A 16,260-nucleotide genomic window follows, 5' to 3' on the forward strand; every position below is an offset into this window, starting at 1 on the left:
GAAGCGTAATCGCTCATTGCGATTTGACATTCTCGGTGCTATCCGTCGACTCTTGAAGCGGCGGATAGCGGAATGGCTTTTCATGCAAATAGAGTTGCAAGCGGTCGTAGCGTTCTGGGTAATCGCTGACGAGTTGGACGGCTAACCGCTCTTGTTCAGCCGCCAGTTTGAACTGTCCCGTCTCCGCGTAGGCTGCCGCCAGAGCTATCAACGTTGGGTAGCTCTTGAATTGCTCCAGTTCGTACGCGGCCTGTGCCTGACTGAGTGCGGCAGCCCCATTTCTCACCTTGTCGTCTCGACAAGTGGCTAACAACCACGCCAATCGTGAGCGAACGTCGACGCTGTTGGGGTTTGCTTGAATCGCCGCTTCGAGATACTGGATCGCCTCAGGATACTGTTTGCGAGCCTCGGCCAGCAAGGACTTTTCCACCAGTACGGTACTCGGGCTAAGGCCCAGCGCTGCCGCCTCCTCCAGATACTTTTCAGCCTCCTCCAGCGCGCGTTTTCCTCTTAAATTTCTCGCTTTGGTGATGAGGACGCTAAAGGCCTCCAGATCATCAGGAAGCTCAGAGAGCCGTGATTCACCGACCGGAATATTTTGGGAGCGCAGCATCAACGATGCGAGCATGCAAGATCGCTTATCAACCTGAAAAGAGGTCGCCGCAGTCAGCAAATAACGACGAGCCAGTTCCTCTTGGGCATGAATTTCCAAAAATCGTCCTGCGACGAAGTACAGAAATGTCACCTCGTCATAGAACGCGCGGGTCATCATTTCATCGAACGTCACAGCGTCCCATTGAAAGTTGTCTGGATCCTTTAAAGCGCGTGCAAAAAGATTCGCCAGATGGACGACTTGAGTACTATGTCGGGCGCACAGGATCGGCAAACAATTCAGAAGCTTGTCTCGCAGAGCAGAATCCTTGAGTTCATCGGCAAGCACCGCTCCATGCAGCACCCAGCGAGGATCCAAGTCCAGATCGATGGTGTCAACAGCATTGAGCGGCTCGACTTTTAAAGTGCGAATGATCTCAAGAGCATTTTCATTCTCCGCGTCAATCAGGTGCCGATAAAAGAGAGTGTCTTTCTGGTAGGTTGCGTACGGAGGGACGAAGGTTTGCCAATAGGTGTCGGCAACGGCACGCGCCGAGTCGATATTGCCCCGGCCGGTGCGGACGCACCAGAAATACCAATCCGTTTGAGAACCAGAGTAACGTTCGGAAATGCGCCGATGCATGTCCTCTGCAGTTCGCCAGGCTTTGAGACCTTCGGCGCAGCGCGCTGCTGTGTTCAGACCCCAGCCCGAGTAAGTTGCCGCTGCTTCCGCGGCGAAGGGTTGAGCTTCTTCCCATCTCCCCTTTTTCATCAGAAAATATGCGAGCCGCTGTTGGACATTTGCTTTTTCCAGTCCGAAATCAGGAGTATCGAGAGAGTCTTCCAGTGTCTCTTGGTAAGCCACCAGATCTCCCTGAACATAGTATTCATCCGCCAATTCGAGATACGCCTCGTATGACGGTGCAGTCTCGATCGATTTCTTCAGGCATCGAATTGCCTCTTCCGAACGACCCAGGCTGCGATATTTTTGCCCCAGAGCGATCATGACATTCGGGCATTTCGAATAAGTGTCTTCCCAGTCAGGGGCGATGCCTTTAATACTGCTCCAGTCATGCCGAATCGAGAACGCCACCGATGCGGGATGATAAGGACTGATTCCACGCCAGATTTGAGCTCTCTGGTCATGGGGCGGCGATTGGTATTTGCTCTCGATTTGCAGGTCATTGAAGAGCAAATCACTGTTCGCGAAGATCCGTTGAAAGAAGTAACTGTAGGCAGCATTGTCCGCAAATCGATGGTAAAAACTGAGAAAAATCTCCATCTGCGGTTCATAGTCTTGGGTGTTTAGCATTCTCGTGAAATTCGAGAGTGTGATCGTGCTGCGCTGCGGATCGACCGTGAATGATTCGATAAATCCTTTCATCCGATGCGTCGCCACGAGAGGACGAAGTTCAGTCAACGAACGTTCGGCGCTGACACCCAGCATTGATTTCTGGCAGTACAAAACATCTGTCACTTGCACAAATGTCGCTTCCTCCAAAAGTTCAGCCAGCATGCTCCAGGATGGTTCGCTTTTGTCACTGGCCTGTGCACCGGAATTCCGCAGGGCTTGGAACAGCGCGATTCGGGATGAGTGTTCGCGATCTGGATTGAGTCCGTTCACCTTGACTTGGGCATCAACTACCTCGCGAGCCTCGTTCGGAAGATCTGAAATGGCTCCAAGCCGCTGATAGACCTGATTCCATGCCATGTCGAATCGGCTCTCAGTCGCAGCACGGTAGCTCCCCAATTCTCCGGTCTCACACAATGACCGACAGGCACGCAATGACGCAGGATTTGCATCCAGAAAGCGATCAATCGCGGCGGTAAACTGCTTCGAGCTACCGCTGTGCTGAAGCACACGCATCAGAAGGTAGAGCGACAACTCTTTGCAGTCGCCCTTGGTTCTGCGGAGAACATCGGGTTTGTACGAGCAGTAGGCGTCGATCAATTCCAGCCAAGCCGGTTTCGTTTCATTCTCGAGTTTCATGGCTGCGGAGACGTCAGCCAATGCAGCCGAATGTCGACCCGCCAGCGCGCGGGCGTAAGCTCGATGAGCAAGCGATCGCACCGTCACACCTTGTTTCGCAAAATAGCGGTCGGCATAAAGCAGTGAGCGAGCTTTAAAGGACTTCGAAGTGGAACTCCAATAGAAGTCAGTCACGCTACCAAGGTTCGCGTAGACTCTTACCAGTCGTTCCAAAAGAGCATAGGATTCCCCGTGAGTGGTCAGTTCGGCGCTAAGCCGCCGCAGTTCGCTGAATTGAGAGACAACATCCAGACTTGGTTCGACGCCAGACTCGGCCAACGCAGATTCCCATTTCGGTGGGGTCAGTCGAATGAATCCCGCATCCTGCAAAACCTGAATGAACTCCCCGCGCGACAAGATCTCGAGTCGGGTCACGAAATTCTCAAGGTCTTGACCATGAATCTCGAGCGACTTCGTCCATGAGTAGTTCTTGCCGTCAGGTTGAACTCGGCTGACGTCGATCCTGCAGACCGGATTCGGTGGTTCATGTCGATACTCCATCTGCACAACCACTTGCAAAGGGAACCGAGGTTCTGCGTTCTCAAGTAGAAGGACCTCTCCAAATGCGGAATCGCGCGTGGTCAGCCCCATCTCACACCGCGCTGTTAGGAGGAACGACTGTCGTACAAGTTCTCGAATCAATGAGCCATACCGAGTCCCAAAATGGTCACTGAGGGGCTTCTCCTGACGGGCCAATTCAAGAACCTGCTCGTCCGTTTTTACTTTGGGACTCTTCAGGTAAAACCGGGCCTCCGTCTCAGCACCCAAGCTATTCGGTCTTACTGGCCCGTCGTCGAATTCGTCATGCGAATCAACAGAAACGACCTGATCATCGTCATCCACGATCATCGCGATTTTAAATGTCTTAAACAGGCTGGGCCAAGCGTAAGTCAGGCGGCGAGGCGGGCGTTTTCCTCTCTCGCTTTGAAACGTAAAACCTCGGACGCAATTCTTGGCCTCGGCCAAGGGCAGGCCAATTTGTAATCCACCTGCATTGCGAACTTGAAGCTTTTTTTCTAAGTTCTGAAGAGCTTCTCCATAGAACTTCTTGGAACTCCACTCCACCAAAACAATGGACAGGAGTGCGAGAATTCCACCCCAGACCAGAATGCGTTCCAGCACCGACCGCTTCTTCTTTCCCGCGACAACCGGCGCCGCTGCGTCACCAGGATTCGGATCAGCGTCACTCATGAGGACCGCTCCAAAAGTGTGAGAGCCACGAGAGAGATTGATGATTTGTCAGCAACAACGCCTTCAGACAATCGCGCCATTCTACATATCTGCTAAAACCAAATTGAACAAGCTAATAGAATAAAAACCGCAGGGTGGCCCGACCGCCTGTTCAGGGCGGTTGGGTCGCGAATCGACATGATGTGATACCATGAGTGTTCCCTTCTTTTGGGATCACCGTACGCAGTTTTCCTCTGTCCACCTTGGTTGAAAGACGCGTTTACGACACTGAGAAGCAGATCCACTTCGTGACGTTCTCGTGCGACAAGAGGCGCAAGCACCTACAGCATGATCAAGCGAAGAAAATCGTCATTGGCACCATGGGGAGTCGATTGGCACAGCATCAGGGGCCTTGCCTGGGATTTGTGTTTATGCCGGATCACGTCCATGCTCTCATCTGGTTCCCGGAAACGTGGCAATTGAGCCCATTCACGAACAAGTGGAAGGAACTGACTTCGAAATCATTAAAAACCGTCTTGCCCCAGCATTTCCAGGACGACTGGTCCCAGATTGACTCCTCTGATCCCATCTGGCAAGCACGCTACTACGGATTCAATATTTGGTCGCGGGCCAAGGGGGAAGAAAAACTGGACTATATGCACATGAATCCCGTTCGGGCCGGGTTGGTGGAACGAGCCAGGGACTGGCCGTGGAGTTCGGCTCGCTGGTACCTTGAACAGAAGTCTGTTGGTTTACCGATTCGGTGGCCGCCTGGTTTGGAAGCGGATGATGAATTCACCACGAATGTCTAGTGGCCAGCCGACGAGATTGTATCTTGTGCCTCCGGCACCCAACCGCCCTCAACAGGCGGTCGGGCCACCCAGCGTCTTTCTACCATGGTAGACAGAAGGAAACTGCGTGCGGTGATCCCAAAAAAAGGAACACTCATGGTATCACATCATGTCGCTCCGCGACCCAACTGCCCTGAACAGGCGGTCGGGCCACCCTGCGATTTCTTAACCGGATCTGAAAACGTCGCACATCGGTACCGGATGCCCATTGATATGAAAATTTTCCTCATCCTTCACCACGAGATCATGGGAGTTCCTGATAACTACCGGGCCGACGAGATGGTCTTCTACACCGCACGGAGCCTAAGGAAAGCTCTCGAACTCATTAAGAAGACTTACGTATCCAGGTGGTCTTGGTGGGAAGTCCAAGTAAGCGAATTGGACGATACGGAATGGCCGGACCACGTCGGATATTTTGGACCAAGGGGTGGGAAGATTGTCAAACCGTCCTTTGAGAAGATGGTCGCCATCTTCGAGGAGAGACCACCCGATTGTCGATGAGGGGTATCGAGTCGCTCAGGGACACGGACACAGGGACATAGCATTTCCTGTTGGCCTGGCAGTTGGGTGCAAGCGGGAAAGCAGAGCGGGACCGTCTGGGATTCGCCGTCAGCAGCGAGCTGATCCGTAGCCATCATTCCAGAGGTTTGGATGTTCGGGCTCGCGGCGTTGCGGCTTGTTCCGGACACTGCTTGCTGTGGCCGTTCTGCCGTCGGCACGGGAGACACGCGGCGCGATGGGGTCGGATTACGGGGATCGACGTTCGGAGAGTTTGAAGCTGTGCATGGGGAATTGGTTCGTCCGCTCGTTCCATTCCCCGGCGGTTGAATGGATCCTCTAAACAGGGAGGCGATGATCGAAAAGTGGTTGTTCAGATGGAGGATGGCGGCTGCGGCGGTGATTGGGTTGAAGCCGGAAGAACTTGAACCGCTCTGGAAGGCAGGGGTGACTGAGATCGGAAATGGATTTTCGTGCAGAAACTGTGATGGCGTGTGGCGGTACAGAAAAGAAACAGCGGCGGACTGCTGCTGTCTTGAGGGTTGGCGGTGCCAACTTTCTGACCGCTTCCGGAGGATCCAGAAGCGACGAGCGGAAGGGGCTGGCCAGCTGGCCAATTCCTGGCCAGTCGGTGGCCAGTCCCATGTGCTGCAATCATCACGGTTTAAGTAACTTTCGGCGGACTGGCCTGACTGGCCAACACATTTCGGGACGCGGCCGATCTTCCCACATCATGGCACTCGATCAAGTCGATTACGTACGACATCGGTGATGGAGCAGACTGGCATAGAAACCCTGACCGGGAACCACTTTCCGAGAATAAACCGAGCCAAGAATACTGAAAACAGGAACAGCCACTCTGGCAGGGAACCTTAGACGAGCCAGTCCCCACGTTCATCCCGTCGACTGGCCTCCTGAGCGCAAGACCAGAACGAGGGTGGAACCCCGATGATGCCTTCGAGTCTCCTTCCCGCTTCGGTTTTGTGGTGAGTTTCAAACCACGTCGACGAAATCTCTGATATTTGACAATTTGAGCAAAGCGCGTCTTCCACGTGACCGATCAGCATGGCGGAAGACGGTCGGAACTTGAGATCGTCGGGCGTTCTCTGCGGATTGAGCGACTGAGGCCGCAGTCTCAAGTGACGCGAGCCGTCCATGGGCCTCGCCACAGCGTTAAGGCTCGAAGCGACGCCCGGTCCGCGGAGAACTCCCCACCAGCGCAGCGCAAGATGACAGGTGAGCAACACCAGGACCAAGCAGGCAACGAAAAAGACGCCGGGAAAATGAACTCTCGGCGTCTTCTGTTTATTCGTCTGTACCGCTCAGTTCGCGCTACGAAAATCAACTCCCCGACTAGTGTTGCGCTGCTGGCGTCGTCGATGTGTCTGCGGGCGACAGCTCTGCACTCGTGTCGGAAGTTGCTGTTGTGGGAGCCGCTGAGAAATAATCGAGCACTCGATAAACGACAGGCGTTAGGAAGATCCCGAACAGGGTCACGCCAATCATTCCCGAGAATACGGCGATCCCCAGTGTCTGCCGCATTTCGGCACCGGCCCCTCTCGAGAATACCAGCGGCACCACCCCCAGAATGAACGCGAGTGAAGTCATTACGATGGGTCGCAGTCGCTCCTTTGAGGCTTCAACCGCGGCATCATGAGCCGACATTCCTTTATGCCGTCGCTCGCGCGCGGTTTCGACAATCAGAATGGCATTTTTCGCAGCCAGGCCCACGAGCACGATGAAGCCGACCTGCACGAAAATGTTGATGTCGAGGTGGGTCATCCAGATTCCGATCACCGCACTCAACAGACACATCGGGACCACCAGCAGCACCGACATGGGCATCGACCAGCTTTCGTACTGGGCAGAGAGCACCAGGAACACGAGGATCAGAGCACCCAGTAATGCTCTTCCTGCCGTCGAGCCTTCCAGCAATTGCAGGTAGGTCAGTTCGGTCCATTCGTACGTCATTGCATCGGACAGCTCCGCGTCGGCGGCCCGTTCGACGGCAGCAATCATGTCGCCAGAGCTGACACCGGGAAGTGATCCACCATTGATGGGGGCTGCGGGGTACATATTGTAGCGGTTGATCAGAATGGGGCCGCCGATGTCTTCGATCCTGGCAATGGTTCCAAGTGGGACCATGTTCCCTTCGACGTTGCGTACCTTGAGTGCGCGAACGTCTTCCGCCTGCATTCGGAACTCGGCATCGGCCTGAATGTTGACCTGCCACGTACGACCGAACCGGTTGAAGTCGTTGACGTACGAACTGCCCATGTAAACCTGCAAGGTTTGGAAAGCGTCACTCAGCGGTACTCCCAGTGCCTTACATTTCGTTCTGTCGATATCGATATAGAGCTGAGGCGTATCCGCGCGAAAACTATTGAACATGCCGACAATCCCGGGCTCCTGATTGCCCCTCATAGCGACCTGATCGGCGCGATTTTGAAGCTCGCTCAGCCCCTGATCGGCACGGTCCTGAATCATGAGCTTGAAGCCCCCGGCCGAGCCCAGTCCGTCAACAGGTGGTGCTCCAAAGACGGCGATCTGTGCGTCTAGAATTTCGCTCACCATTCGTTGTCGCAGCCTGGCAGCGATTGCGTTCGCTCCGAGAGTCGGTCCATGGCGATGGTGGAAGTCGTCTAGAATGATGAACATCGATGCGAAGTTAGAGCCCACGGCGTTGAGAATGATTGATTGACCGGCAATCCCTGTCGTGTGGGCGACTCCCTCGGTCTCCTGCGCGATCTTCTCAACTCGCTTCATCACATCGATCGATCGGTCCAGCGATGCGGAATCGGGAAGCTGCATGTTGACCAGCAGGTAACCCTTATCCTGTGCCGGAATAAATCCGACCGGGGTCTTTGTCAGTCCGAAATAGGTTGCGACCAGAAGACCGCCATAAACCACCATGACGAGGAAACTGACACGCAACAGGCTCGCAACAATCCGTCCGTAGACTCTGGTCAGAGCGTCGAAACCGCGGTTGAACAACTTAAAACAACTGGAAAGAAACTGATTGACCGGCTTCCAGATCAGCCAGCCGACGATCATCCCCGGAATCATCAGGCCGATCCAAAGACCCCACTGTGCGTACTCTGATTCGGGTAGTGGGATCAGTGTCGTGATACGGGACTTTAGCCAGGCCGCACTGGCCCAACCGAGAAGGCCCATGTATCCCCACCATGGCAGGGCCTCACGGTCATCGTGCCCGTGTTTGCGATTTTTGAAGATCTGCACCGCACGCGATGGAGTCATCGTGAGAGCATTCACGGCTGAGATGATCATCGAGACCGAAATCGTCAGCGCGAATTGCCGGTAGAATTGACCGCTGATTCCTCCGAGGAGGGCACTGGGAAGAAACACAGAGCTCAGCACGAGCGTGATGGCGATAATCGGCCCGGTCAACTCGTTCATCGCATTGATCGTCGCTGTTTTCGCGTCGTATCCTTTTTCGAGCCAGCGTTCAATCCCCTCGAGTACCACAATCGCATCGTCGACGACGATCCCGATCGCCAGCACCAGCCCGAACAGGGTCAGGTTGTTGAGTGTGAACCCCATCACTGACATCACGGCCATGGTCCCGATCAACGACACAGGAACGTCGATCATCGGCAGGGTCATCGACTTCCAGTCCTGAAGGAAGAGCAGCACGACGATCGCGACAAGAATGACGGCATCCCGCAGTGACTTAAAAACCTCATTCACCGATTCTTCAATGAACGGGGTCGTGTCGTACACGATTGCTGAACGCATTCCATTGGGAAAAATCGACGCGAGCTGAGCCACTTTCTCGCGGACACGTTTGGCGGTTTCCAGAGCGTTGGACCCGGGAAGCTGAAAGACGGCCATCCCTACTGAAGGTTTGCCATCGAGCGTACATGCGGTGTCTTCATTTTTAGCACCAAGTTCAATCTTGGCGATTTCACCCAGTCGCGTTGGCTGACCTTTGTTTCCGGTCTTCACAATGATTTGTTCAAACTCAGACGCTTCTGTCAGTCGGCCCAATGTGTTCAATGTGTACTGGAAGTCGAGAGATTCAGAAACAGGGGGCTGGCCGACCCGCCCTGCTGCGACCTGGACGTTCTGCTCTTTCAGCGAGTTGACGACATCGCCGGCTGTCAGATTGCGGGATGCCATTTTCTGCGGATTCAGCCAGATCCGCATACTGTAATCCTGCTGTCCGAGAAACGTCACATCGCCAACACCTTTGATGCGTAAAAGGTCATCCCGCATCTGCAGAGTCGCATAGTTGCTCAGAAAAAGCTGATTTAAGTGGGGCTGTCCGGTTGCCTCGTTGATGTCTGAGGACAGGTTGACGACGAGCAGGATACTGGGGGATTTTTTCTTGGTACTGACACCGGTTGTTTTGACCACGTCGGGCAGTTTGGGCAGGGCGAGAGCGACTCGGTTCTGGACAAGAACCTGAGCCATATCCAGGTTCGTCCCCAATTCGAAGGTGATGGTCAGTCGATAGGTTCCGTCGTTGGTGCACTGCGACGACATGTACAGCATCTTTTCGACGCCGTTGACTTCCTGCTCGATGGGGGACGCAATTGTCTCTTGCACAACGCTTGCACTTGCACCGGGATAGCTGCATGAGACTTCGACGGTGGGAGGCGTGATTTCCGGGTATTGAGCGATGGGAAGCGTGAAGTAAGCAGCGATACCCGCGAAGACGATCACCAGCGAAATGACGATCGCAAAAACGGGCCGTTCAATAAAAAAGCGGGCAAGCATTCAATAACCCTATGCGGGAAATGGTGAACTCGGATTTATGCTCGATCCGTCGATGGAACGGGAGTGAATTCCCATTCAATGTACCGACATTGGTAATCAGCTTTCACGGTCCGGTGTGGTGTCCGTCTGGAATGAGAAGCCTGCTGATGATCGGCCGTATTGATGTTTTCATCTCCGTCGACAGGTGAAAGACATCAAACAAACGGGAATTCAATTCCCAGTCACGTGAGAGACGGGGCGGAACTGCTAGTGCGACTTCTTTTCTGCTGGCTTCGCTTCGTCACCCGGTGGTTTCTCTGTCTCGATGCGGACGGTCATCCCTGCCCTGACACGCTGCTGTCCCTTTACGACAACCCGATCGCCGTGCTCTAAGCCGGTTTCGATCACGCGCATCAAGCCATCCCTGCGTCCTACGGTGACGTCACGCTTTACAATTTTGTTCTCGTCGTTCACAAGGTAGACGTATCGCTGTCCCTGCTGCTGGGCCAGTGCCCGTTCAGGAATCAGCAGCCGTGGGCTGGGAAGTCCCATCTGAAACTGAACACGGACGAACAGGCCCGGAGTGAGCAGGCGGTCCGGGTTGGGGAATCGACCGCGAATCTGGATGGTACCCGTCCCCGCATCAACGCGGTTGTCCACGAGATCGATGACCCCGACGTGTGGGAAACCGGTCTCGTTTGCAAGTTCCATTCGGATCTCAACGTCGTCCCGTTCACGGGCGGATGCGAGCTTTTTCTCGCGGATCAGCTTCTGGATATCGAGCAGCGTTCGCTCGTCGACATCGAAGTATGCGAAGATCGGATCCGACGATACGATGGTTGTCAGTGCTGTCGAATCGGCCGAGACCAGATTCCCTTCGGTGATCAATTCGCGGCTGGTGCGGCCTGAAATCGGCGCGATCACTCGCGTGAATTCCTGGTCGAGCTTGGCTTTGGTCACATTGGCCTTAGTCGATTGCACGGACGCTTCGGCGTGAGCCAGATCTGCGACGGCCTTGTCGTAATCAGCCTGAGTGCTGATTTTCTTCTCGTGCAGATTTTCCGCTCGCAACATTTCGGCGCTGGCCTGTTTGGCGCTGGCCAACGCCGTCGCCAGGGTCCCCTCAGCCCGTTCGAGCTCTGCGTCGTACGGTCTTGGATCGATCTCGAACAGAAGGTCCCCTTCTTTGACTTCCTTTCCGGGGCGGAAATTGATCTTCTTGAGATAACCGCTGACTCGAGCACGAATCTCGACCGATTCCACGGCGTCGGTGCGGCCCGTGAACTCAGCAAAGTCGGCAAGTTCTTTCTCGGTGGGCTCGATGATCACGACGGCGGGAGGTTCACTTGCCGGCATGCCTCCTCGCTGCGACGTGCCACATCCTGTCAGGAGTAACACTCCTAGAATACTGGCAGCCCCGAGTTGTGCGTGAACAGAAAGAAGAGTCCCGCGGATCAACTGATTTCTCCGAAGACAGGAATGACACGAGAACAATCAGGCGTTTTGCCCCTGTGTCGCGTCGAGATGGGAATGGCACGGTCGATGCGTGCCGATCTTGTCACAATCACTCGGCCAATTCTAGCCTGTCGTCGCGAATTGTTGACTACGCTTTACACCGGGTATTGGCTGGCATCCATCGTCGGATCATTCTTGACGTCCAGAAGTCGCCAACAGTACCACGACGCCACACTGCAGTAGGGTTTCCAGGCGGCCGCAATCTGATGGCTCTGCTGTTTGGTAGGGAGTTCTGCCAGTCGGTACAACTCCCGAATGGACGACCGAACAATCAGGTCATCGTGGGGGAACACGTCGAGGCGCCCCAAGGAAAAGATGAGAAACATCTGGGCCGTCCAACGTCCAATGCCCCTGACCTGAATCAGTTGTTCGATCGCTTCCTCGTCCGACAGCCGACCGATTCGATCCAGTCGCAATCGCCTGTCGATTACCCGTTCGGACAAGTCCTTCAGGTAAGAGACCTTCTGCCGCGACAATCCGACGGACCGCAGTTCCTCATCCGTCTGTTCAATAATTGCTTGCGCCGAGAGAGGAAGTGGATGCAGGAGTTCATCCAGCCGTAACCGAATCGACTTCGCCGCCTTTGTCGAGATTTGCTGCGAAAGAATTGATCGCACTAACAGTCCAAACCGGTTCCTCTCGAGCTTGAGACGGAACGGCCCGGCCCGATCGATTAAATCTCTCATGACGGGATCGACCGCTTTCAGATGGCGAATGGCGGACTCAATCTCGACGGCGTTGATCGGCATAGGAATGAACTTTCTGCAACATACATCGGGAACGCGATTAAGTACGCGCTTGGCCTGAGAGGGGCGTGTGGAGTGGCAGCGCAGCCTCAGTGCTGGTGACGACTATCATTCAGTGATTTCGTGAGAAGCGTCAACCGCATGGCCTTGCCCACCAGGGCGTCCGGAGAATGGATCACATTTGTCAGGTTTTTTCGGACATCCGCCGGTAAGGAACGGGTGGATCTGAGACGCGAGAGGTCATTGCAGCAGACGCTCAGACAACGCAAGACGCGATGGGCTATCCCCAACTACTGTTACGTTAGGGATCGTCACGGCTCGAACTTGACTCGATAGTTCGTATCAGTCGGGCTGGATTATGGGCCTTGATAGGAATTGAAGAGCGTTGAAGGTTGCCCATGAGCTGGCTGTCCCTATCATACGCACAGTCCCGAGGAGAGTGGGGTCCCTGTGCCGGTTGTTGACCTTTCTTTAATTTGCACGCGTTCCTCTCCTTTGCAAAGAGCTTGCTGAGAAGTTGAGAGGATGGTAGCGACGTGCATGATCTTCCGCTGATAACCACGATTGCCGTTGCGTTCACAGCAGCTTGGGTACTAGGGCTATTGACGCAGCGCCTGGGGCTGTCCCCGATCGTTGGCTATCTGCTTGCGGGGGTTGCGATCGGGCCTTCGACGCCGGGATTTGTGGGTGATCTGGAAATTGCACATCAGCTGGCGGAAGTGGGCGTCATCCTGCTGATGTTCGGCGTCGGGCTTCATTTTGACCTCAAAGATCTACTCGCCGTGAAGTCGATCGCCATTCCGGGGGCGATTGGACAGAGTTTTGTCGCGACGATGGCGGGATTATTTCTCTATTCCGCCCTTGGACTTCCGATGATGGTCTCGGCGGTGATCGGTATGGCCATGGCTGTGGCAAGTACCGTGGTGCTGATGCGCATGCTGATGGACGCTGACGAGTTAAATTCTTCTCAGGGGCACATCGCAGTCGGCTGGTTGCTGGTGGAGGATGTGCTGACCGTCATCGTGCTCGTTCTAATCCCGGTGCTGGGAGAAATGGCTCACGAAGACGCGTCACAATTCTCACTTTCGCAGTTGTGGGTGCCGCTGGGCGTCGCTTTCCTGAAGCTGGGTGGTCTTGTGGTGACCGTACTGGTTGTTGGACCACGAGTGATCCCGTGGGTGCTGGTACAGGTTGCCCGGCTGCGATCGCGAGAACTTTTCACCCTGACCGTCCTGGTGTTTTCGATTTCGATGGCGGCCGCTTCGTACATGTTGTTTGGTGCGTCGATGGCTCTGGGGGCGTTTCTGGCAGGGATGGTCGTTGCTCAGTCGACCGTCAGTCATCAGGCGGCAGCAGATGCGCTTCCCATGCGGGACGCCTTCGCTGTGATTTTCTTCGTCTCGGTCGGGATGCTGTTTGATCCGATGTATCTGGTCCGCGAGCCGGGCATGATTCTGGCCGGGATGGGAATTATTCTGCTGGTGAAACCGTTGATTGCCATTGTGATCGTGCTGCTGCTGGGACGCTCGATTCATACGGCTTTAACCGTGGCCATTGGACTGGCGCAGATTGGTGAATTCTCGTTCATTCTTTCGGAACAGGCGGGGCATCACGGCCTGATGCCAGAGACAGGTCATAGCGTGCTGATCGCTGGTGCGATCGTCTCAATCACCCTGAATCCAATTCTCTTCCGCTGCATCGCTCCCATCGAATCTTGGATTCAGAAGTCGCCCTGGCTCTGGTCAATTCTCAGCCGACGGGCTGACCGGCGGGCACTCAAGGTAAACCGGTCAGCGGAAAATCAGATCCAGCAGTCGGTCTCTGACGGAAAACGGCTGGCGATTGTGATTGGGTTCGGACCTGTGGGCCGGACCGTGCATCGGCTGTTGACAGACGCCGGTCTGAAAACCGTCGTCATCGATATGAATATGGACACGATCAGTGACCTGATGGCGCGTGGCGAAGTCGCGATCTTTGGGGACGCATCGCACGATGCGATTCTTGAACAGGCGGGGATGGATCATGCCGCCTACCTGATTGTGACCCTGCCCCATTCCTCGGCCCGATTGGCCGTCGTGACCGCAGCGAGAAATCTGAACTCAGATGCACGGGTTTTCGTACGTGCTCACTACTTGCGCGAACAGGACGATCTTGAGGAAGCCGGAGCTTCGGCGGCAGTGTTCGAAGAGGGTGAGGTTGCAGTGGCTTTGGCCAGACTGGTTTTGTCTGACATCGGGGCTCACCGGGACGTGGTCGAGCGGAAGGTGCAAGGGATTCGTCAGCAACTGATTCAGCGAAACATGTCGCAAGTTCAGTCGCAGCAGGTGCGGACGATCATGGTTCCCTGGGAGAACGTCCGTTATCTGACTTCGAACGCAACAAGGCAGGAAGTTTTGGTTCGAATTGCGGAAGAGCGATTTTCCCGTTGGCCCGTTGTTGAAGCGGGTGGAAAAGTTGCCGGATATCTGCTGGCCAAAGACTTTATCATCGATGGGTCCGGGACGGATGAGTGGAGTCGCCTGGTCCGGCCGCTGCGTGGTGTCCAGTCAGATGAAACTGTCGATTCCGTTTTGCTGCAGATGCAGAAAGAAGGGTCGTCAGTACGAATCGTCGAGGAACGGGGAGTGCCCGTCGGTCTGGTTACTCTGGAAGATATTCTCGAACAGGTTTGGGGAAGAATCGACGACGACTGTCCGGTTGAGGCGCATCTGGTTCTGCGAGAGGCCCTTACAGCAGGTACGGTTCTTTTGGACCTGTCTGGGAAGAATCACGAAGAGATCATTCGCGAATTGGCGGGAGCGATTCCTCCGGGTCGGCTGCCGCAGCGAGTCAACATTACCGAGATGGTATTGGCTCGTGAGCAAGAGATCACGACAGACCTCGGGGTCGGAGTTGCCATTCCCCACGCACGTTGTCCTGGCCTTCATCAGCCGATCGTCATTTTTGGGCGTTCGAAACAGGGGGTCCTATTTTCGAGCGATTCTGAAAACCCAGTTCATCTCGTGTTCCTGTTGATCACACCAGCTGACCAATCGAGTGTCCAGCTGATTTTGCTCGCGCAACTGGCTCGATTGGTTGAAGATCAAGCGACGCGCGATCAACTGAATGGGGCACTGACTCCGTACGAGATCATCAATATCTGCGCAACAAGACAGCAGGCAGGGGATGATTCTGACGCCGAGTGAGCCGGGGCTCTGTCGACGAGGGGATCGCTCGGTCCGTTCTCTGAAGAGAATGTCGATCGAAGCTCGATGCTACGGAGCTTAAATTCGGGCCGACAGATTCCCTGATGCAGTTCACCCCAGGAATCGAACTGCGTCCGGCGGTTTCGGTGTAACGTTTTTTGACGATACGCTCTGCAGCCTGTCGGTCATTTGAGGTACGCGTCGCAATCCATTGGGTACTCGCCAGCAAGCCCATCGACTCGCGACCGGACATGAGGCTGCCCGTAATAACTGGCCCTCTTCTCCGACGATTAGTCTTTTATGAAGACTGCTGTCGGCGTGAAATGTGCGGTAATTATCCTCACTTCAGAAGTGGGTGCGTTGATTTGTTCGGAAGTGCACTGTGTTTTCTTAATTTGTGTTTCATAATGCTTCTCTTTGCTGCCGTAATTTGTCTGAAAAGAGTTCGTTTTTTATGAATTCTCGCGGAAGATTTCACCACCGCTTGACCGGTCTCGGATCCATCGATAGCGTGATCCCGGCTTGCTCGCGGTTTCCGAGTCGACTGAGACGTTAATGGGGGGGGTAATGGAGATTTCCGCTGGCGCAGTACTGCAAGCGATCAAGGACAAGTCCTTGAAAGCCACAGCCCGTCCCAGCACTTGCGGTGAACGGATCGGTATCGAGCTGCAGGCGGATGGGAAGCCATTCGCGGTGTTCGAGTGCCGACAAGATCACCGACCTCGGGCGACATTCGGAAAGACCGTCTATGTGATGCCTTTTCCGGGAGCGGAAGAGGAGCTGAAAATCGAGTGCGGATCCGAAGTGGAAGCGGTTCGGATTGCAATGGAACTCGACAATTGCCTGAATCGTGCGTTCCATGAGGCCCTCGGGGCGGATGCGGAAGCGACGAATCCTCCGACGCTGGGAATCATGCTGACGATATCTCAGGCAAACTGAGGTCGATTTGCTGCCAC

8 protein-coding genes are annotated in these 16,260 nt (G+C 54.9%); 4 read left to right on the forward strand and 4 right to left on the reverse strand.

The genetic code is table 11. The features are described from left to right. Window positions 1–13: 13 nt before the first annotated feature. Window positions 14–3,811, reverse strand: coding sequence for a tetratricopeptide repeat protein (locus tag ACGY09_RS22525; RefSeq protein WP_397569524.1), 3,798 nt, complete (start codon window positions 3,809–3,811; stop codon window positions 14–16). A gap of 194 nt (window positions 3,812–4,005) precedes the next feature. Here ACGY09_RS22525 and ACGY09_RS22530 point away from each other — a divergent pair, with 194 nt between their 5' ends. Together ACGY09_RS22530 and ACGY09_RS22535 are read left to right on the forward strand one after the other, a co-directional pair. Continuing rightward, complete coding sequence (locus ACGY09_RS22530; protein ID WP_397569525.1) at window positions 4,006–4,602, forward strand: REP-associated tyrosine transposase; 597 nt, start codon at window positions 4,006–4,008, stop codon at window positions 4,600–4,602. Window positions 4,603–4,737: 135 nt separating this feature from the next. Beyond that, window positions 4,738–5,142 carry a hypothetical protein gene (locus ACGY09_RS22535; RefSeq protein ID WP_397569526.1) on the forward strand — a complete coding sequence of 135 codons (405 nt, stop codon included), beginning with the start codon at window positions 4,738–4,740 and terminating at the stop codon, window positions 5,140–5,142. Window positions 5,143–6,492: 1,350 nt separating this feature from the next. Here ACGY09_RS22535 and ACGY09_RS22540 read toward each other — a convergent pair. The 3 genes from ACGY09_RS22540 to ACGY09_RS22550 form a co-directional block, all read right to left on the reverse strand. Then, window positions 6,493–9,879 (reverse strand): efflux RND transporter permease subunit, encoded by a 3,387-nt coding sequence (locus ACGY09_RS22540; protein ID WP_397569527.1) that lies wholly within the window; start codon window positions 9,877–9,879, stop codon window positions 6,493–6,495. Between the two features lie 246 nt (window positions 9,880–10,125). Beyond that, the gene (locus ACGY09_RS22545) at window positions 10,126–11,214 is read right to left on the reverse strand and encodes an efflux RND transporter periplasmic adaptor subunit (protein WP_397569528.1); all 1,089 of its coding nucleotides are present in this window, start codon (window positions 11,212–11,214) and stop codon (window positions 10,126–10,128) included. 254 nt (window positions 11,215–11,468) lie between these two features. Next, window positions 11,469–12,122 carry a DNA-3-methyladenine glycosylase gene (locus tag ACGY09_RS22550; protein WP_373652722.1) on the reverse strand — a complete coding sequence of 218 codons (654 nt, stop codon included), beginning with the start codon at window positions 12,120–12,122 and terminating at the stop codon, window positions 11,469–11,471. Between the two features lie 533 nt (window positions 12,123–12,655). Here ACGY09_RS22550 and ACGY09_RS22555 point away from each other — a divergent pair. Next, window positions 12,656–15,304 (forward strand): cation:proton antiporter, encoded by a 2,649-nt coding sequence (locus ACGY09_RS22555; protein WP_397569529.1) that lies wholly within the window; start codon window positions 12,656–12,658, stop codon window positions 15,302–15,304. A 567-nt stretch (window positions 15,305–15,871) separates the two neighbouring features. Beyond that, window positions 15,872–16,243: a hypothetical protein gene (locus tag ACGY09_RS22560; protein ID WP_397569530.1), complete on the forward strand. Its 372-nt coding sequence runs from the start codon at window positions 15,872–15,874 to the stop codon at window positions 16,241–16,243. The last annotated feature ends 17 nt before the right edge of the window (window positions 16,244–16,260 follow it).

The organism is Schlesneria sphaerica (assembly GCF_044336245.1).
GTDB classification, from domain to species: Bacteria; Planctomycetota; Planctomycetia; order Planctomycetales; family Planctomycetaceae; genus Schlesneria; species Schlesneria sphaerica.

Excerpts from the sequence above, each read along its gene's own strand:
- ACGY09_RS22525 (WP_397569524.1), bottom strand. The coding sequence starts at position 3,811 with ATGAGTGACGCTGATCCGAATCCTGGTGACGCAGCGGCGCCGGTTGTC.
- ACGY09_RS22535 (WP_397569526.1), top strand. The coding sequence starts at position 4,738 with ATGGTATCACATCATGTCGCTCCGCGACCCAACTGCCCTGAACAGGCG.
- ACGY09_RS22540 (WP_397569527.1), bottom strand. The coding sequence starts at position 9,879 with ATGCTTGCCCGCTTTTTTATTGAACGGCCCGTTTTTGCGATCGTCATT.
- ACGY09_RS22545 (WP_397569528.1), bottom strand. The coding sequence starts at position 11,214 with ATGCCGGCAAGTGAACCTCCCGCCGTCGTGATCATCGAGCCCACCGAG.
- ACGY09_RS22550 (WP_373652722.1), bottom strand. The coding sequence starts at position 12,122 with ATGCCGATCAACGCCGTCGAGATTGAGTCCGCCATTCGCCATCTGAAA.
- ACGY09_RS22560 (WP_397569530.1), top strand. The coding sequence starts at position 15,872 with ATGGAGATTTCCGCTGGCGCAGTACTGCAAGCGATCAAGGACAAGTCC.